Raw genomic sequence first — 18615 nt, 5'->3', positions numbered from 1 at the left:
TCTTCCGCCAATCAATCCCTACTCCGGCCGGACCGCCCGGCCAGGCAATGGCTGCGGTCGCATAGCGTTCAACATCCAAAGCATATAGAACGCAAGCTGCAATCATTCAAATTAAAGGCAGCCATACCTATCTAAAAGGTTCAGTGCCAGCGGCGATTGCCCGCCTGCCGGCAAAACATCGAAACGATCGGTCAAGATTTGCGCATTTCGCTGCTTCCCCTGTTCATCCTCGCGCTTCCGCTGCTGGAGATCGCCGGTTTCGTCGTTGTCGGCCGCCAGGTCGGCGCCCTGGCGACGGTCGGCCTGGTGCTGGCTTCGAGCATCGCCGGCGGGCTGTTGTTGCGATACCAGGGGTTCGGCGTCATGTCCCGGGTCCGTGCCGAAATGGACGCCGGACGTGATCCAAGCCGTCAGCTCGCGCATGGCGCCATGACCGTGCTGGCGGCGATCCTGCTCATCATTCCCGGCTTCATCACTGACATTTTAGCCATTCTGCTGCTGCTGCCGCCGGTCCGCGATCTCGCCTGGCGCCGGCTGAAAGGCCGCATCGTGATGGCCACCAGTTTCGGCACCGGCGGATTCCGGGCCCGGCAACGCGACAAGACCATCGACCTCGACGACAGCGACTATTCGCGCGGCGACGAGCACGGCCCCGATCCCAATTCCCCCTGGCGCCGCCTCAAGGACGAGTAGCCCGGCGCAGCTTTCCCTTCTCCCCTTGTGGGAGAAGGGAAAGCAAAGCGCGCAAACCTTGTCTTGTCATGCCGGCCATGGTAGCGAACGCCCGATTTCAATCCGGTCAGCAACGCTGCCGAGGCAAAAGGACAAAGGCTTATGGCCAGCAAAGACGACGCGCCGACCGGCGCGGCCAGTGGCAACGGCGACGCGACGCAGCCTTCGCTCAACGTGCTTGCCCAATATGTGAAGGACCTTTCCTTCGAAAGCCCCGGCGCGCCTAACTCGCTGCGCGGCCGCGACAAGGCTCCCGGCATCGCCATCAACGTCAATGTCAACGCCAACCCGCTTTCGGATAAGCAGTTCGACGTCAATCTGACGCTGAACGCCAAGGCGTCCTTCGACAAGGAAGTGCTGTTCAACGTCGAGCTGGTCTATGGCGGTGTGTTCGCCATCAGCGGCTTCCCGCAGGAGCACATGCTGCCGCTGCTGTTCATCGAATGCCCGCGGCTGCTGTTCCCGTTCGCCAGGCAGATCATCGCCGAGGCGACGCGCAATGGCGGCTTCCCGCCGCTGATGCTCGATCCGATCGATTTCGCACAGATGTTCCAGCAGAAGCTGGCCGAGGACCAGGCCGCCAGCAAGGTCAAGGCGAGCTGAGAAGGCTATCTCGGTAGGTTTGAAAAGCCCGGCGCGAAGCCGGGCTTTTTGTTGAGAACCGGCGGGACAGCACCCCCTCTGTCCTGCCGGACATCTCCCCCTCAAGGGGGGAGATTGGCAGCCCAAGCGTCTTCGCTCATTCCAGCAAGGTTGGCGATTGGCGAAAGCCGGTGTGAAGTCCGATCTCCCCCCTTGAGGGGGAGATGGCCGGCAGGCCAGAGGGGGGCCGACCGGGCGCACTCGCCAAAAATTACTATGCCGCAGAACTCGCTTCCCGGACGACGCGCAGCCAGAGCGCCTTTTCGCCTAATGTGCCGACCATGCTCGCGTGCGCGGCGCGCTCTGCTTCGGTCAGGCGAGACGGCAGCGCTATCGGCCGCGCGGCGATGCTGATGTCGATGTCGTCGACGTTTCTCCTGCCGCCGGCCGGCGCCGTGGCGCTGTCGAGGATGAGCGCCGCCTGCTTGCCGCCGATGAGCTCGATATAGACCTCGGCCAGCAATTCCGAATCGAGCAGCGCGCCGTGCTTGGTGCGGCGGGCATTGTCGATGCCGTAGCGCCGGCACAGCGCGTCCAGCGAATTGGGCCCCATCGGATGCTTGCGGCGCGCCAGCGCCAGCGTGTCGACGACAAGTCCGGGGTCAACGACCGGGTGGCCAAGCCGGCCGAATTCGACATTGAGGAAAGCGATGTCGAAAGTTGCATTGTGGGCGACCAGCTTGGCGCCGTCGATGAAGGCAAGGAACTCCTCGGCGATGTCGCTGAAGGTCGGCTTGCCCATCAGGTCGGCGGCGCTGATGCCATGAACGGCCTGTGCCTCGGCATGGATCGGTCGTCCCTGCGGATTGATATAGTGGTGGAAGGTGCGGCCGGTCGGGAAACGGTTGACCAGCTCGATGCAGCCAAGCTCGATGACGCGGTCGTCGCGGAAATCGAGGCCGGTGGTTTCCGTATCGAAGATGATCTCGCGCATCGAATCAGTCCGTTGGGTCCGGCGTTAGTCCAGCCGAATCATGATGGGAACAAATTGGCAACATATTACGCCGGGCGCAAGCGCCGTTAAGCAGGCTTGCCGGCTTTATCCCCGACCAGTTTCGCGACGATCGCATTGACCGCCGCTCGCGCTGCATCAAAACCCTGTCCGGTGTCGATGATGAAATCGGCGCGCTCACGCTTTTCGGCGTCGGGAACCTGCCTGGCCAGAATCGACGCCAGTTTCTCCTCGCTCATGCCCGGCCGCGCCAGCACGCGGGCGCGCTGGATGTCGGGCGACGCGGTGACGACCACGACCTTGTCGACACGGTCGCGGCCGCCGGTTTCGAACAGCAGCGGGATGTCGAGAACGACAAGCGGCGCGCCGGCGGCGCGGTGCCTGGCCAGGAAGGCGTCGGCGTCGGCGCGGACCAGCGGGTGGATGATCGCTTCCAGCCGTTTCAGTGCGGCTGCATCGCCGAGCACCCGCTCGGCCAGCCTGGTGCGTTCGACCGAGCCGGAATTCGTCGTTCCGGGAAACGCCGCCTCGACCAGCGGAGCCGCCTTGCCGGCGTAGAGGCGATGCACCGCCTCGTCCGAATCGTGGACAGGCACGCCGGCCTCGGCAAACATCCTGGCCGTCGTCGACTTGCCCATGCCGATCGATCCGGTGAGGCCGAGCACGATCATGTTTTTTTACTCCCTGGCACCGAGATCGGCGACGATCATCTGCCGCAATTCGGCAGTGACCTCGGGCCTGATGCCGAACCAGCGCTCGAAGCCAGGCACCGCCTGGTGCAGCAGCATGCCGAGCCCGTCGACGGCTTTCAGGCCGCGCGCCTTGGCGGCGGCCAGCAACGGCGTTTCCAGCGGCACATAGACAATGTCGGTGACGATGGCATGGTCCGGCAACCTGGCCGGATTGGCGGACAGGCCTTCATTGCCGTGCATGCCAAGCGCTGACGTGTTGACCAGCAGGCCGGCATCGGCAAGCAGCTCGCGGGTCGCCGCCGTGCCGTGGGCCGAGACCCCGGCGCCGAAGCGGTGGCGCAGCTCCTCGGCTCGGGCGAGCGTCCGGTTGACGATGCGGATGTCACTGATGCCGCGCTGCTTGAGCGCATGGATGACCGCGCGGGCGGCGCCGCCGGCGCCAAGCACCACCGCTGGGCCGTTTGCGGCCCAGCCCGTCGCATGCTCGTCGAGATTGGCGGAAAAGCCATGGGCGTCGGTGTTGCCGCCGTACAAAATTCCGCCCTCGAGCCACAGCGTGTTGACGGCGCCGATCTGTTCGGCCGCGTCGTCGCGGCGCGCCGCCAGCGCGAAGGCGGCTTCCTTGTGCGGGATGGTGACGTTGCCGCCACGATAGCCATTCGCCTCGAGTTTTTCGACGAATTCGGCAAAAGCCTCCGGCGCAACGTCGATCGCCCGGTAGCTGCCGTCGATGCCGTATTTCGCCAGCCAGTAGGCGTGGATCTTCGGCGACCGCGAATGCGCGACCGGATGACCGGTGACGAAGGCCTTTTTCGCGGCCTCAGCCATCGATGGCTCCGAACTCGCGCAGCTTGGCCAGGACAGGCAGAAGCGGCAGGCCGACAATGGTGAAATAGTCGCCCTCTACTCTTTCGAACAGCTGGATGCCCTCGCCTTCGATCTGGTACGCGCCGACGCTGGACAGCGCCTTGGCGCCGACCCGCGCCAGATGGCGGCCGATGAAGGCCGGATCGAGCTTTCGCATGGTCAGGCTGGCGACGCCGACATGCCGCCACAGAACTGCGCCGTCGCGGGCCAGCACCACGGCGCTGTTGAGTTGATGGGTCCTGCCCGACAGCGCCAGGAGATGGCGGCGGGCGGCTTCCATGTCGGCCGGCTTATGAAACACTTCGTCGCCGAGCGACAGCGTCTGGTCGCAGCCGAGCACCAGGGCGCCGGGCTTTCGTTCGCTGACCTCGGTGGCCTTGGCCTCGGCCAGCACCAGGGCGACGTCCTCTGGCGAGATACTGCTGCCCTGCAAGGGTGCTTCGAGGGCGCGCTCGTCGACTTCCGCCGGAACCGCCTCGACCGGCACGCCGGCATGGACAAGCAACGCTTTGCGGAACGGGCTGCCCGAGGCAAGGATGATTTTTTCGGCCATTTTTATCGCCTGATCTTTCCTTCTCCCCTTCTGGGAGAAGGTGGATTGGCGCGCAGCGCCAAGACGGAAGAGGGGTGTTGGACGGAGTGCCGTCGGTGCCAAGCTGGAACACCCCTCATCCGACCTCGCTTCGCGAGGCCACCTTCTCCCACAAGGGGAGAAGGAAAGGACCGCCCACAGCACAAGCGCCCGAAGCCTAGCGCGTCTTTCCGCGCAGGGCAACGATCGCCGCCGCCGTCTCCTCGATCGAGCGGCGGCTGACGTCGATCATCGGCCAGCCGTGCCGGGTGCAGATCTGGCGGGCGTAGGCAAGTTCCTCGCTGATCGCCGCGCGGTCGACATAGTCGGTCGGCTCGTAGGCACTGGTGTTGCCGAGGATGCGGTTCTGGCGCACCTGCGAGATGCGCTCGGCGGTGGCGATCAGCCCGACGATCAGCGGCTTCGTGGCGTTGACCAGGCTTTCCGGCACCGGCACGCCGATCACGATCGGGATGTTGGCGGTCTTGATGCCGCGATTGGCGAGATAGATACTGGTCGGCGTCTTCGAGGTGCGCGAAATGCCGACCAGCACAATGTCGGCATCATCCATATTGGCAGGCAGCTGGCCGTCATCATGCTCCATGGTGAAGTTGAGTGCGTCGATGCGGCGGAAATATTCGGCGTCCAGCACATGCTGGGCGCCGACGCGGCGGCCGGCCGGCGTGCCGAGATAGGACTGGAACACGGTCAGCACCGGTTCCAGAACGGAGACGCAAGGCAGGCCCATGGCGGCGCAGCGCTCGTCGATGCCGCGGGCGAGCTTCTGGTCGACGACCGTATAAAGGATGATGCCCGGCTCCTCCTCGATGTCCTCGAAAACTTTCGTCACCTGCTTCTCGGTGCGGATGAGCGGGTAGATATGCTCGATGGCGCGCGCATCCTTGTATTGCGCCGAAGCCGCGCGCCCGGCCGCCAGCAGCGTTTCACCGGTGGCATCGGAAATCAGGTGAAGGTGAAAGAAGCTCTGGGGTTTGTTCACAGGGGTACGTTCCAAGCTGTGGGCCGATGTGGATAAGGTCGGTCGGAAAGATCGGCCGGTTCGGGGCGACTGTATCAGATGCCGGTTTGTCCACAATTCGATGCGCTGCCGGCTTCGTCGGGCGGCTGGGGACAAATCCGGGGACGGGCTTTTTCAACTCGGCCTCATCCACAGGGCCATTTTCTCCAGGCGGGCGGTAACGCATTGTTCCCAGTCGGAAATTTCCAACTGTCCCCAAACTCCTCCTATCCGCCAGAAGAAGCACGCGACAATATGCTGGCTGGCCTTTTCCGGGGCAAGGCGGGACAGAAGACAACCACCGATACCAACAGACTCTTAGAATCATAAGATTCCTAGAAATAGAATATTTAATTATAGAGAAGCCTGGAGAGGCGAGCGCTGAATGCCTGAAAACCGCATCATGCTGGACGTGCTCAGAGGCAAGACGGTATCTCCGCCGCCGCTCTGGATGATGCGGCAGGCCGGCCGCTATCTGCCGGAATATCGCGAGACACGCAGGCGGGCCGGATCGTTCCTCGATCTTTGCTATAATCCCGATCTTGCCGTGGAAGTGACGCTGCAGCCGATCGAACGCTTCGGCTTCGATGCATCGATCCTGTTTTCCGATATCCTGGTCGTGCCGCATGCGCTGGGCCGCGACGTGCGCTTCGAAGAGGGCCGTGGACCGCTGTTGACGCCGATCTCGGCGACGGAGATTGCCGCTCTCGACGGCGGAACGTTTCACGTGAATCTCGAACCGGTCTATGAGACGGTCAGGCGGCTGCGGGCAAAACTGCCTGATCAAACGACGCTGATCGGCTTCTGCGGCGCGCCGTGGACGGTGGCGACCTATATGATCGCCGGCCATGGAACCTCAGATCAGGCTCCGGCCAGGCTTTTTGCCTATCGGGAGCCAGCGGCTTTTCTGCAGCTGCTGAGCGTGCTCGCCGATCACTCTGCTGCCTATTTGATCCGCCAGATCGAAGCCGGCGCCGATGTGGTGCAGATATTTGACTCGTGGTCCGGCGTGCTCGACGAAGTTTCTTTCGAGGCGTTTTGCGTCAGGCCGGTGGCGGAGATCGTCAGGCAGGTCCGGGCCGTCCATCCCGACATTCCGATCATCGGCTTTCCCAAGGGCGCCGGCGCCCATTACCGCAGCTATCGCCAAAAAACCGGCGTGACCGGGCTGGGGCTCGACTGGACCGTGCCGTTGACGACGGCGAAGGAACTGCAGCGCGATGGCGCTGTGCAGGGCAATCTCGATCCGTTGCGGCTGGTGGCCGGCGGCAAGGCGCTTTCTGACGGTGTCGACGCAATCCTGAAAGCACTGGGCGATGGGCCGCTGGTCTTCAATCTCGGCCACGGCATCACGCCGGAAACGCCGATCGCGCATGTCGAGGCGATGGTGAAACTGGTGCGGGCGCATCGATGACCGACATGAACAACGCCAACAGTGGTGCGGGCAGCAGCGGTGGTGCAGCGATGCGTCGAGCAGCGATCGCCATCGTCATCTTCCTCGTCCTGGCGGCGCTTCTGTTCCTGTTCGGGCCGGATGATTTCTATCCCTGGGCAAAGGCGATCCATGTCATCGCCGTCATCTCGTGGATGGCGGGCATGCTCTATCTGCCGCGGCTGCTGGTTTATCATGCCGATGCGGAAAAAGGCTCCGTCCAGTCGGAGACCTTCAAGGTGATGGAGCGCCGGCTGCTGCGCGGCATCATCAATCCAGCCATGATCATCACCTGGGCGTTCGGCCTCTGGCTGGCCTGGAAAGGCTTTGGTTTTCAGGGTGGCTGGCTGCATGCCAAGATCGCCGCGGTGCTCGGCCTCTCGGCGGCTCACGGCTATCTGGCCGGCGCGGTACGCAAATTCGCCGAGGACCGCAACGAAAAGCCGGCTCGGCACTGGCGGATCGTCAATGAGATCCCCACATTGCTGATGATCGTCATCGTCGTGCTGGTCATCGTGAAGCCGTTTTGACGATTTGTGTCTGTTTCGGGCGTTTGCGCTGCCCCTCACCTGCCTGCCGGCATTCTCTCCCCGTATAGTGACGGGGAGAGCGGCGCGCTGTGGTTGATGGCTTCGCCAATATCCAGGGTTGCAGTATGTGCGCCAAGATTGCGGCCAAGCCCCTTCTCCCCGTCACTATACGGGGAGAAGGTCCCGGCAGGGGGTTGAGGGCCGGTGCCGAGATTCGCAATTGATCGCTTCCAAGCGGCTTGCTCTTTCAGTCGACCAACGATAAAAGACGGGTCTTCCTTCCCGTCATGCGCCGCCCCATTCATCGCTTCGGCCGCGCCCGGCATTTGTCGCATCCCGCCGATATTTTCCCCATACTTACTCACTCAGAGTCCGTCTAATGATGCAAGAAATGAAACTCACAGAGTTCAAGAACAAGAAACCGCCAGAGCTGATCGCTTATGCCGAATCGCTCGAGGTCGAGAACGCCAGTGTGATGCGCAAGCAGGAACTGATGTTCGCGATCCTGAAGCGGCTGGCGACCCAGGATATCGAGATCATCGGTGACGGCGTCGTCGAAGTGCTGCAGGACGGGTTTGGTTTCCTGCGCTCGGCCAATGCCAATTACCTGCCAGGCCCGGACGATATCTATATCTCGCCGTCGCAGATCCGCCGGTTCTCGCTGAAGACCGGCGACACGGTCGAGGGCCCGATCCGCAGCCCGAAGGAGGGCGAGCGCTATTTCGCGCTGCTCAAGGTCAACACGATCAATTTCGACGACCCGGAAAAGATCCGCCACAAGATCCATTTCGACAATCTGACGCCGCTTTACCCGACCTCGCGGCTGAAGATGGAAATGGACGTTCCGACCTCGAAGGACATCTCGGCCCGCGTCATCGACCTGGTGGCGCCGCTCGGCAAAGGCCAGCGCGCCCTGATCGTGGCGCAGCCGCGCACCGGCAAGACGGTGCTGTTGCAGAACATTGCCCATTCGATCACCACCAATCATCCCGAATGCTACCTGATCGTGCTGTTGATCGACGAGCGGCCGGAAGAAGTCACCGACATGCAGCGCTCGGTGAAGGGCGAGGTCGTCTCCTCGACCTTCGACGAGCCGGCGGTGCGCCACGTCCAGGTCGCCGAAATGGTGATCGAGAAGGCCAAGCGCCTGGTCGAGCACGGGCGCGACGTCGTCATCCTGCTGGATTCGATCACCCGCCTCGGCCGCGCCTACAACACCGTGGTGCCGTCATCCGGCAAGGTGCTGACCGGCGGTGTCGACGCCAATGCTCTGCAGCGGCCGAAGCGCTTCTTCGGCGCCGCCCGCAACATCGAGGAAGGCGGCTCGCTGACCATCATCGCCACCGCGCTGATCGACACCGGCAGCCGCATGGACGAGGTCATCTTCGAAGAGTTCAAGGGCACCGGCAACTCGGAAATCGTGCTCGACCGCAAGGTGGCGGACAAGCGCATCTATCCGGCCATGGACATCCTCAAGTCCGGCACCCGCAAGGAAGATCTTTTGGTCGCCCGCCAGGACCTGCAAAAAATCTTCGTGCTGCGCCGCATCCTGGCGCCGATGGGCACCACCGACGCCATCGAGTTCCTCATCGACAAGCTCAAGCAGACCAAGACCAACGCGGATTTCTTCGATTCGATGAATACGTAAGGGGCTGGCGCCTCTTGCCTTCTTCCCCTGTGGGCCTCCTGTGGGAGAAGGTGGATCGGCGCAGCATCCCTCTCCTATCCGCGCCGCAACCGACGCTCGAGTTCGTCGGCGTCCGTTATCACCGGCAAGCAGACCTGCCCCGTGCACAGCCAGGCGCCGGGCTTGCTCGTTGGCGGCAGAACGCCGCCTGGCAGCATCGGCAGATTTGTCCCCGATCCGACCGGCACGATCGTGTCGATCCGACGCGGGTCAGGATTTCGATTCGCCACCGGAATAAGCCTTGGATTCTCTGGACCATCCACCAGCACCAGCTTCAACGGCTCGAGCGCCAAGGCACAGGCGTTGACGATCCCCGCCTGACCATAGGCCTGATGCGCCGCACGGCCGGCGGCGTGTTCGGCGATCTTCCAGGTCTTTTCCTGCAATTCGAGATCGCCGGAAAGCGACGACAATCGAACCATCGCCTCGATGATCTGGCCGGTGGCTGACGGGATGGCCTCGTCGGCATCGCCCCTGATGCGGATCGGCACGTCGCTGCTGTCCGACGCGGTCAGATAGTAGCCGGTGTTGTTCTCATCACTATGCCATTGATCTAGCTGCGCGATGAATTGGCCGGCCAGTTCGGCATAATTCGATGTGCCGGTAGCCTCGAACAGCGAGATCGCGGCGTTGGCCATGGCGGCGTAATCGCTCGACAGCGCCGGAAAAAGCTTCTTTGCGCCAAGCATCGAATGCGGCAGGCGGCCGTCTCGGCCAGCGCTGGCAATGGCAGCAAGGGCCTGTTCCGCCGCCTCGATCCAGTCGATCCGTTTGACGGCGCGCCCGGCTTCGGCGAGAGCCGCGATCACCAGGCCGTTCCAGTCGGTCAGGATTTTGCCGTCACGCCCGGGCCTGACGCGCTGCTCCCTGGTTGCTAGCAGTTTTTCTGTGAGCGGAATGAGCCGGTCGCGATCGGCGACGCTTTGTGTTTGCTGGGCCGCAGTCTGGTGGATGATCGGCTTGCCCTCCCAGCCATGCGGGCCGGAAAGCGTGAAGTAATGAAAAAAGAGGGATGACTCGTCGCCGAGAGCAGTTTCGATCTCATCCCTGCTCCAGGTGTAGAACAACCCCTCCTCACCCTCGCTGTCGGCGTCGAGGCTGGCGGCGAAAGCACCGCCATCGATGCGCATCTCGCGCAACAGCCAGTCGATCGTGTCTTCGATTCGTATCCGGAACAATTCATTGTCGGTCGCCGCAAAAGCCCAGTTGCACAGCCGGATGAGCTGCGCGTTGTCGTAGAGCATCTTTTCGAAATGCGGCACCAGCCACTCGGCATCGGTCGAATAGCGGCTAAGACCGCCGCCGACATGGTCATAGATGCCGCCCGCCAGCATCTTTTCAAGGCTGAGCAGGACAGCGTCGCGGTGGGCTGTGGCGCCGTCGCGCAGCCAGGACAGCCACAGCGTCTGCATGAACGGCGCATTGGGGAATTTGGGCGCGCCGCGCAGCCCGCCCAGATCCCTGTCGATCATGCCGTCGATGCCGTTGGCGAGTGTCGCGAGCGTGTCGCGGTCGAGCACCGCCTTGGCATGGCTGCCGGCCAGCCGCGCCTCGACATGCGTGGTCAGGCCGTCGGCGCTTTGGCTAACGCTTTCTTTCTTCTCCCGCCACGCCTTGTCGACCGCCTCCAGCACCTGGACGAAACCCGGGCGGCCGTAACGGGCCTCGCGCGGAAAATAGGTGCCGCCCCAAAAAGGTTTTCCGTCCGGCGTCAAAAACATGGTCAGCGGCCATCCGCCCTGCTCGCCCATCGCAGACAATGCGGCCATATAGATCTGGTCGATGTCCGGTCGCTCTTCGCGATCGACCTTGATATTGACGAACAGACGGTTCATGACGGCGGCGACGTCGGCGTTCTCAAAACTCTCGTGCGCCATGACATGGCACCAGTGGCAGGCGGCGTAGCCGACCGAGAGCAGGATCGGCCGCTCGAGCGCCCTTGCTTCGGCGAGCGATGCCGGCGACCACGCCCGCCAATGCACGGGGTTGCCGCTGTGCTGCTGCAGATAGGGGCTGGCCTCTTCGGCAAGCAGGTTTTTCGCGGGCAACGTCACTGTTGATAACTCGGCAATCTGTTGGTGAACAAGCGAAGCTAGGGCGGTTGTGCTGGGTCGGCAAATGATTTCAGGTAATTCCATTGTTGCCCTGTCGAGCGGCCGCCTGCCCGCCGGGGTTGCCGTGATCCGCATTTCCGGCCCGCAAAGTCGATTCGTCCTAGAAACGATTGCTGGCCCCAAGGTCAAGAACCGTGTTGCCGCCTATCGCCAGTTCAGGGCGCCGGACGGATCGGTGCTCGACAGCGGGCTGGTCGTTTTCTTCGCCGGCCCAAACAGCTTTACCGGCGAGGACGTCGCCGAATTCCATGTCCATGGCGGGCGGGCCGTGGTGGCGAAGATGCTGGAGGTGATCGCCGGCTTCGACGGCGTCAGACATGCCGAGCCGGGCGAGTTCACCCGCCGCGCCTTTCTCAATGGCAAGGTCGATCTGGTCGAGACCGAGGCGCTGGCCGATCTCGTCAATGCCGAGACCGAGGCGCAGCGGCGCTTTGCCGTCCAGAATGCCGAAGGCGTGCAGAGCGAGCTCTACCTCGCCTGGCGCCGTCGGCTGATTCATGCGCGGGCGATGATCGAGGCAGAAATCGATTTTGCCGACGAAGACGATGTGCCCGGTTCCGTTGCAGAGACGGTCTGGTCGGACGTGCGCGCGATGATCGGCGAGATCGAGCGCCATGTCCAAGGCTTCCGGGCGGCCGAAATCATCCGTGACGGCTTCGAGGTCGTCATTCTTGGTGCGCCGAATGCCGGCAAATCAAGCCTGTTCAACGCACTGGCCCGGCGCGATGCGGCGATCGTCACCGAGGAGCCCGGCACCACCCGCGATCTGCTCGAGGTGGTGCTGGACGTGGAGGGGATGCGCATAAGAGTGACGGATACCGCCGGTTTGCGTGAAACGCCCGGCAGGATCGAGGCGATCGGTATCGAAAGGGCGAGGAGCAAGGCCGGCACTGCCGATCTGTTGCTGGTGCTCGAGGATATGGTGGAGCCGGTGGCGATCGGCGCAATACCACCTGATGTGCCGGCCTTGAGGATCGGGACGAAGGCCGATTTGCTGCGGGATGAATCGCTTGTGGCGCGCTACGACGCGGTTATCTCGACCAAGGACGGCACTGGGCTGGCGGTATTGCTGGCCGAGATCGGCCGTCGCGCCGCAGCGCAGGTCGGCCAGGCCGGCGATATCCTGCCATCGCGGCTGCGCCACGTCGAACTGCTCAACGAGACGAAGCGCTTCCTGCTGGCGGCAGCGGCAGAGGATGGACGCGGGCAGGAATTGCGGGCAGAGGAATTGCGGCTGGCGGCTGATCGGCTTGGCCGCATCGTTGGGGCGGTCGATGTCGAGGACATGCTCGACGTCATCTTTGCGCAGTTCTGCATCGGCAAATGACTCACGTGAAACATTGCGGGCCGGCCAGCTCTGGGTGATTCACGTGAAACACCAGGCGATTAGCTCGAAGGCATTGTTTCACGTGAAACGATCCACGGTCCCCCGTCGGGATCGAATTTCAGACTTAGAGCTGCCCCTCATTGCCCTGCCGGGCATTTCTCCCCTCATAGTGACGGGGAGAAAGACACAACCGTCGACGGTTTCCCCAATCACCAGCGTTGCAAAGTCCCGTCGTTGCTGCGGCTAGCCCGCTTCTCCCCGTCACTATACGGGGAGAGAAAGGTGCCGGCTTGACACCACGCCCTGACGGGGACATGTGTCGGTCAACCTGAATCTGGAACACTAAAAATGACCGATCACTATGATGTGGTTGTGGTGGGCGGCGGCCATGCTGGTTGCGAGGCGGCCAGTGCTGCCGCGCGCGCTGGCGCGAAGACTGCCCTGGTGACGCTGCGCTTCGAGACGATCGGCGTCATGTCGTGCAATCCGGCGATCGGCGGGCTCGGCAAGGGCCATCTGGTTCGCGAGATCGATGCCATGGACGGGCTGATGGGGCGCGTCGCCGATGCGGCCGGCATCCAGTTCCGTCTGCTCAACCGCCGCAAGGGCCCGGCAGTTCGCGGGCCGCGGACGCAAGCCGACAGAAAACTCTATCGGCTCGCCATGCAAGCGGCGATTCGCGAACAGGCGGGCCTCGACGTGGTCAAGGGCGAGGTCCTGGATTTCAAAATCGCCAATGAGCGCCTGGCGGCGGTGCTGCTGGCGGATGGCCGCCGGCTTGGCTGCGGCGCCGTGGTGCTGACCACCGGCACTTTCCTGCGCGGGCTGATCCATATCGGCGAGAGGAAAATCGTTGCCGGCCGCATGCACGAGCAGGCCAGCCTCGGCCTGTCGGCGACGATGAGCCGCGCCGGCTTCCGGCTCGGGCGGCTGAAGACCGGCACGCCGCCGCGGCTGGACGGACGCACGATCGATTGGGCGTCGCTGGAGAGCCAGGCGGCGGATGATGAGCCGGTGCCGTTCTCGCTGATGACCGACCGCATCGACAATCCGCAGATCCATTGCGGCATCACGCGCACGACGGCAGCGACGCACGAGCTGATCCGCGCCAATCTGGGCCGGTCGGCGATGTATTCCGGCTCGATCGAAGGGGTGGGGCCGCGTTACTGCCCGTCGATCGAGGACAAGATCGTCAAATTCGGCGATCGCGAAGGCCACCAGATTTTCCTCGAGCCGGAAGGGCTGGACGACGATACCGTCTACCCGAACGGTATTTCGACCTCGCTGCCGCAGGACGTGCAGCTCGACATTCTAAAAACCATTCCGGGCCTTGAACGCGCCACCATGCTGCAGCCCGGCTATGCCATCGAGTACGACCATGTCGACCCGCGCGAGCTCAAGCCGACGCTCGAAACCAAGCGTATTGCCGGTCTTTTTCTGGCCGGGCAGATCAACGGCACCACCGGTTATGAGGAGGCCGGGGCGCAGGGGTTGTTGGCCGGCCTCAACGCCGCGCGCAAAACGTCGGCAAGCGATCAGATCGTGCTCAGCCGCACCGAGGCCTATATCGGGGTGATGGTCGACGACCTGACCAGCCGTGGCATCGCCGAACCGTATCGGATGTTCACTTCGCGGGCCGAGTTCCGGCTGTCGCTGCGCGCCGACAATGCCGATGAGCGGCTGACGCCGCTGGCGATGAAGCTCGGGATTGCCTCGCAGGAGCGGATGCAACGGTTTAGCGATATCGTGCAGAACCTTGAAAAGGCGAGGGACCTTGCGCTTGGCACGACCATGACCCCGAACGAAGCGGCGCGTCATGGGCTGGAGATCAACCGGGACGGGGTGCGCCGCTCGGCCTATGAATTGCTGGCCTACCCCGGCGTCGACGTCGCCTGGCTGGCCCGGATCGCCCCGCAGTTTGCGGGCATTGACAGCAAAACGGCAGAGCGCCTTGAAACGGAAGCGAAATATTCGGTCTATCTCGACCGTCAGCAAGCCGACGTCACGCAGATCAGGCAAGAGGAGAGCCGATTGATCCCGGCGTCGCTCGACTTTGCTTCCGTTCCGGGCCTGTCCAACGAGCTGAAGCAAAAGATGCTGTCGCGCCAGCCGCGCTCGATCGCCGACGCACAGCGTATGGAAGGCATGACGCCGGCGGCACTGGCAATCATTGTCGCGCATGTCCGCAACGCCGAGGCTGCCACGCGAAGGAATGTTGCGTGAGCGCTGCCTCATGGGCGGGCCTGCAATCGGCTGCCGGTCCGGTTTCACGTGAAACATTCGAACGCCTGGTAGAGTTCGAGACGGTCTTTCAGAAATGGAACCGCCGGATAAACCTGGCGGCGCAGTCGACGCAGGGCGACGTCTGGCGCCGCCACATCCTCGACAGCGCGCAGCTGGCGCGAATCAAACCAGACGCGAAGCGCTGGCTCGATCTCGGCTCCGGTGGCGGTTTTCCCGGCCTGGTGCTGGCGTTCCTGCTTGCCGAGCGCGACGGCGCCAGCATCGACCTGGTTGAAAGCAATCGGAAAAAGGCATCGTTCCTGCAAGCGGTCGTCGGCCAGTTCAACCTACCGGCCAGGGTCTTCGCACGGCGCATCGACGACGCCTATGCGTTTGTTTCAACACCGCAAATCGTCACGGCCAGAGCGCTGGCGTCGCTTCCGGTGTTGCTCGAACTGGCGGCGCCGTGGCTGACGGCCGGGGCGCGCGGCCTGTTCCACAAAGGCCGGGATTACCGTGCCGAAGTGGCAGAAAGCGCTCAACGATGGTCGTTCGATCTGGTAGAACATGCCAGCGCGACCGACGCTCATGGCGTCATCCTCGAACTGTCTGATTTGCGCCAACTGACTTAGATCGGCGACCTCGGCATGAATTTCTGGCATAGACCCATGATGAAGAATGGCCCCCGAATCATCACCGTAGCCAACCAGAAGGGCGGCGTCGGCAAGACGACGACGGCCATCAATCTGGCGACGGCGCTGGCGGCGATCGGCGAGCGGGTGCTGATCGTCGATCTCGACCCGCAAGGCAATGCCAGCACCGGTCTCGGCATCGAACGGCGCGACCGCACCGTTTCCTCCTATGACGTGCTGACCGGCGAGCTCGATCTGGAGGCGGCGGCGATCCCGACGGCGGTGCCGGGACTGTCTATCGTGCCGTCGACGCTCGACCTGCTCGGCATCGAAATGGAGATCGCCTCGGCGCCAGACCGGGTGCTGCGGCTGCGCAACGCCTTGCGTGCCTCGGCCGAGCGCTCGGCGAATTTTGGCTATGTGCTGATCGATTGCCCGCCGTCGCTCAATCTGCTGACGCTGAACTCGATGGCGGCAGCCGATTCGGTGCTGGTGCCGCTGCAATGCGAATTCTTCGCGCTCGAAGGCCTGAGCCAGCTGCTGGAAACGGTCGAGCAGGTCCGCCGCTCGATCAATCCCGAGCTGACCATCCAGGGCATCGTGCTGACCATGTTCGACGGGCGCAACAACCTCGCCAACCAGGTGGTGCAGGATGTGCGGGCGCATATGGGCGACAAGGTCTATGAAACCGTCATCCCGCGCAATGTGCGTGTCTCCGAGGCGCCGTCCTACGGCAAGCCGGCGATCCTCTACGACCTCAAATGCTCCGGCAGCCAGGCCTATCTGCAGCTTGCCTCCGAGGTGATCCGCCGCGAGCGCAAACTGCGCGCCGCTTAGAAGCCGAATTGATACCGAAACGATCTGGACAGACGATGAGCGAAGACCTTTCGAGAAAAAGACTGGGCCGGGGACTGGCGGCGCTGATCGGCGAAATCGATCGTCCGGCAGCAGTGGAAAAGCCGGGCATGAATGCCGACGGCAAGGTGCCGATCGAGTTCCTGAGCCCGAACCCAAAGAATCCACGCCGGCATTTCGGCGACGCCGACCTGACCGATCTTGCCCAGTCGATCCGCGAACATGGCGTGGTGCAGCCGGTGGTGGCGCGGCCATCGCCGACACAAGCTGGCCGCTACGAGATCATCGCCGGCGAGCGGCGCTGGCGCGCCGCGCAGCGCGCCGGGCTGAGCGAGATCCCGATCATCGTGCGCGATGTCAACGATCGCACCGCGCTCGAGCTGGCGATCATCGAAAACGTCCAGCGCACCGACCTCAATCCGGTCGAGGAGGCGATGGGCTACCAGCAGCTGATCGACGACCACGGCTACACCCAGGCCGATCTCGGCCAGGTGATCGGCAAGAGCCGCAGCCATGTCGCCAACACGCTGCGGCTGTTGAAGCTGCCGGACGTGATCCGCAACATGCTGGTCGACGGCGCGCTGTCGGCCGGCCATGCCCGTACATTGGTGACGGCGCAGGATCCGGCGGGCCTGGCCAAGCGCATCGTCGAGGACGGGCTCTCGGTGCGCCAGGCCGAAGCGCTGGCGCAGATGCCGGCGGGTGCGCCGACCGTGAAGCGACAGCCTGCAGCACCGGTGCAAAAGGATGCTGATACGCGGGCGCTGGAAAAGTTCATGACCGACACGCTCGGCATGTTCGTCACGATCGAGCACAACGAGCGCGGCGGCGTGATCAGCGTCGCCTATCGGACGCTGGAGCAGCTCGACGAACTCTGCCGGCGGCTGAAGCAGGAGCAGTAGTTAGCCGGCAAAGGTCGGCGACTGTATAGCTCCAGCGTTGGCGCTGCCCCTCACCCGCCTGCCGGCATCCTCTCCCGGTATAGTGACGGGGAGAGGGGGCTGTCATCGACGGCTTCGCCAATCACCAACGTTGCAGAAAAAGTGCCGAGGCTGCGATCAGCTTCTTTCTCCCCGTTTACGGGGAGAAACGCCCGCCAGGGCAATGAGGGGCGGCGCCGACCAGGAAATAGCTTGCTCCGCCAAGCGGAACTCTCTCCTCAAAAAAATTACCTTTGCGCCAGTCTTGCGCTCTCCACGGCGATGCCGAGCAGCGCCTGTCGGGCCAGCGCGACCGCGAGGTCCGGCCGGCGCCGGGTCTGCAGCACCGCCGTCTGCAGGCGGTTGAGCGCGCGGCCGAGCGCCTCGCTGCTCCAGCGTTCGAGAACTTTTTCGACCAGCTTGCGCCGCGCGAAAAAAACCGGCGGGCGCGCCGCGGCGACGACCGAAGCGGCGTTGCGGCCGCCGGCGTCCATCAGGCCGCGCATTGCCTGGATCGCCTGCAGCTGCCGCATCGCCGACGACAGCACCAGAAATGCCTGGCCGCCGGACTGGCAGTGACGGGTGAAGGCGATGTCGAAGTCGCCGACCTTGCCCTCGAGCAAGGCATCGACGGCGTCGTCGAAGGACAGGCCAGAGACGTCGCCCGACGTCGCCTTGACGTCATCTAGGCCGATTTCGCTCTGGCCGTGGGCATAAAGCACCAGCTTTTCGATCTCGCCGCGCGAGGCCAGCCGGTCACCACCGAGGTTGCGGCGCAGCGCCTGGCGGGCTTCCAGCGTCATCGACATGCCGGCCTTGCGCAATTCGTCGTCGATGACCGTATCGATGTCCCGCGCCTCGTCGGCGTAGCACGGCAGCGCCATGGCATTGTCCGCCGCCTCGACAATGGCGCGCAGCCCGACGCCCTTCTTCAGGTCGCCGGCCTCGATCAAGATGATGGCGTCACGCGGCGGCTCCGCGGTCAGCGCCTTGACGTCGTCGGCAAGCGCCTTCTGGCCGGACGCATTGCGCACCCAGAGCAGGCGCCGGTCCGAAAACATCGGCACGGTGCGGGCCTCGTCGAGCAGGCGGCCCTCGTCGCGATCGACTTCCGAACCGTCCAGCCTGACCACAGAGAACGGATCGTCGAGCGGCAGGCCGGTCTTGCCGGCAAAGGCACGGGCGCGCTCGGCGACCAGCCCGCGGTCGGGCCCGTAGAGCAGGACGATCGAGACACGCGGGTCCGGCCGCGCCAACCACGAATCGACCTCGTAACCTTTCTTCTGTGCCATGGGTTATGGGTTAGCATGATGCGGGTTCGGGGTGAACGGTGGTCGCCCCTTTCCTTCTCCCCTTGTGGGGCCCGAAGGGCGGGCGAGGCCCGTGACTCGCCCCGGGCGGTGGATTGGCGCGCAGCGCCA

Annotated in this window: 17 protein-coding genes; 10 read left to right on the top strand and 7 right to left on the bottom strand. The window is 63.8% G+C overall.

Features of this window, described 5'->3' with window-relative positions; translation table 11 throughout:
- Window positions 1–198: 198 nt before the first annotated feature.
- The gene (locus tag AC0L2V_RS25275; protein ID WP_473521509.1) at window positions 199–693 is read left to right on the top strand and encodes an FxsA family protein; all 495 of its coding nucleotides are present in this window, start codon (window positions 199–201) and stop codon (window positions 691–693) included.
- Window positions 694–834: 141 nt separating this feature from the next.
- Window positions 835–1335 carry a protein-export chaperone SecB gene (gene secB, locus AC0L2V_RS25270; protein ID WP_023802681.1) on the top strand — a complete coding sequence of 167 codons (501 nt, stop codon included), beginning with the start codon at window positions 835–837 and terminating at the stop codon, window positions 1333–1335.
- Between the two features lie 253 nt (window positions 1336–1588).
- Here the strand turns inward: secB and dnaQ are convergent, their stop codons facing one another.
- From dnaQ to AC0L2V_RS25245, 5 genes are all read right to left on the bottom strand, one after another.
- The gene (dnaQ, locus tag AC0L2V_RS25265; RefSeq protein WP_473521508.1) at window positions 1589–2308 is read right to left on the bottom strand and encodes a DNA polymerase III subunit epsilon; all 720 of its coding nucleotides are present in this window, start codon (window positions 2306–2308) and stop codon (window positions 1589–1591) included.
- 86 nt (window positions 2309–2394) lie between these two features.
- Window positions 2395–2997: a dephospho-CoA kinase gene (gene coaE / locus AC0L2V_RS25260; RefSeq protein ID WP_473521507.1), complete on the bottom strand. Its 603-nt coding sequence runs from the start codon at window positions 2995–2997 to the stop codon at window positions 2395–2397.
- Between the two features lie 6 nt (window positions 2998–3003).
- Window positions 3004–3846 (bottom strand): shikimate dehydrogenase, encoded by an 843-nt coding sequence (locus AC0L2V_RS25255; RefSeq protein ID WP_473521506.1) that lies wholly within the window; start codon window positions 3844–3846, stop codon window positions 3004–3006.
- Window positions 3839–4438 carry a Maf-like protein gene (locus AC0L2V_RS25250; RefSeq protein WP_473521505.1) on the bottom strand — a complete coding sequence of 200 codons (600 nt, stop codon included), beginning with the start codon at window positions 4436–4438 and terminating at the stop codon, window positions 3839–3841. Before AC0L2V_RS25250 ends, AC0L2V_RS25255 begins: the two co-directional genes overlap by 8 nt.
- 196 nt (window positions 4439–4634) lie before the next feature.
- The gene (locus AC0L2V_RS25245) at window positions 4635–5456 is read right to left on the bottom strand and encodes a pyruvate, water dikinase regulatory protein (protein WP_023802686.1); all 822 of its coding nucleotides are present in this window, start codon (window positions 5454–5456) and stop codon (window positions 4635–4637) included.
- 403 nt (window positions 5457–5859) lie between these two features.
- Between AC0L2V_RS25245 and hemE the strand changes: the two genes are divergently transcribed.
- From hemE to rho, 3 genes are all read left to right on the top strand, one after another.
- Complete coding sequence (gene hemE, locus AC0L2V_RS25240) at window positions 5860–6888, top strand: uroporphyrinogen decarboxylase (RefSeq protein ID WP_473521504.1); 1029 nt, start codon at window positions 5860–5862, stop codon at window positions 6886–6888.
- Window positions 6885–7436: a protoporphyrinogen oxidase HemJ gene (gene hemJ, locus AC0L2V_RS25235; protein WP_128176574.1), complete on the top strand. Its 552-nt coding sequence runs from the start codon at window positions 6885–6887 to the stop codon at window positions 7434–7436. The genes hemE and hemJ overlap by 4 nt, the downstream gene beginning before the upstream one ends.
- A 382-nt stretch (window positions 7437–7818) precedes the next feature.
- Entirely contained in the window at window positions 7819–9084 is a 1266-nt protein-coding gene (gene rho, locus AC0L2V_RS25230; RefSeq protein ID WP_027153631.1) for a transcription termination factor Rho, read from the top strand.
- Window positions 9085–9158: 74 nt separating this feature from the next.
- Here rho and AC0L2V_RS25225 read toward each other — a convergent pair whose 3' ends face one another.
- Window positions 9159–11177, bottom strand: a complete 2019-nt coding sequence (locus AC0L2V_RS25225) for a thioredoxin domain-containing protein (protein ID WP_473521503.1) — start codon at window positions 11175–11177, stop codon at window positions 9159–9161.
- Window positions 11178–11241: 64 nt separating this feature from the next.
- Between AC0L2V_RS25225 and mnmE the strand changes: the two genes are divergently transcribed.
- From mnmE to AC0L2V_RS25200, 5 genes are all read left to right on the top strand, one after another.
- Window positions 11242–12564: a tRNA uridine-5-carboxymethylaminomethyl(34) synthesis GTPase MnmE gene (gene mnmE, locus AC0L2V_RS25220; protein ID WP_473521502.1), complete on the top strand. Its 1323-nt coding sequence runs from the start codon at window positions 11242–11244 to the stop codon at window positions 12562–12564.
- A gap of 348 nt (window positions 12565–12912) precedes the next feature.
- Window positions 12913–14787, top strand: coding sequence for a tRNA uridine-5-carboxymethylaminomethyl(34) synthesis enzyme MnmG (gene mnmG, locus AC0L2V_RS25215; protein WP_473521501.1), 1875 nt, complete (start codon window positions 12913–12915; stop codon window positions 14785–14787).
- Window positions 14784–15419 (top strand): 16S rRNA (guanine(527)-N(7))-methyltransferase RsmG, encoded by a 636-nt coding sequence (gene rsmG / locus AC0L2V_RS25210; RefSeq protein ID WP_473521500.1) that lies wholly within the window; start codon window positions 14784–14786, stop codon window positions 15417–15419. Before mnmG ends, rsmG begins: the two co-directional genes overlap by 4 nt.
- A gap of 36 nt (window positions 15420–15455) precedes the next feature.
- The gene (locus AC0L2V_RS25205; RefSeq protein WP_473521499.1) at window positions 15456–16256 is read left to right on the top strand and encodes a ParA family protein; all 801 of its coding nucleotides are present in this window, start codon (window positions 15456–15458) and stop codon (window positions 16254–16256) included.
- A 35-nt stretch (window positions 16257–16291) separates the two neighbouring features.
- Window positions 16292–17176, top strand: a complete 885-nt coding sequence (locus AC0L2V_RS25200) for a ParB/RepB/Spo0J family partition protein (RefSeq protein ID WP_473521498.1) — start codon at window positions 16292–16294, stop codon at window positions 17174–17176.
- A gap of 266 nt (window positions 17177–17442) precedes the next feature.
- Here the strand turns inward: AC0L2V_RS25200 and holA are convergent, their stop codons facing one another.
- Window positions 17443–18486 carry a DNA polymerase III subunit delta gene (gene holA, locus AC0L2V_RS25195; RefSeq protein ID WP_473521497.1) on the bottom strand — a complete coding sequence of 348 codons (1044 nt, stop codon included), beginning with the start codon at window positions 18484–18486 and terminating at the stop codon, window positions 17443–17445.
- Window positions 18487–18615 lie beyond the last annotated feature (129 nt).

The organism is Mesorhizobium sp. WSM4814 (assembly GCF_055811595.1).
The sequence above is the reverse complement of the archived record's forward strand: the minus strand, read 5'-3'. Positions and strand labels throughout refer to the sequence as shown.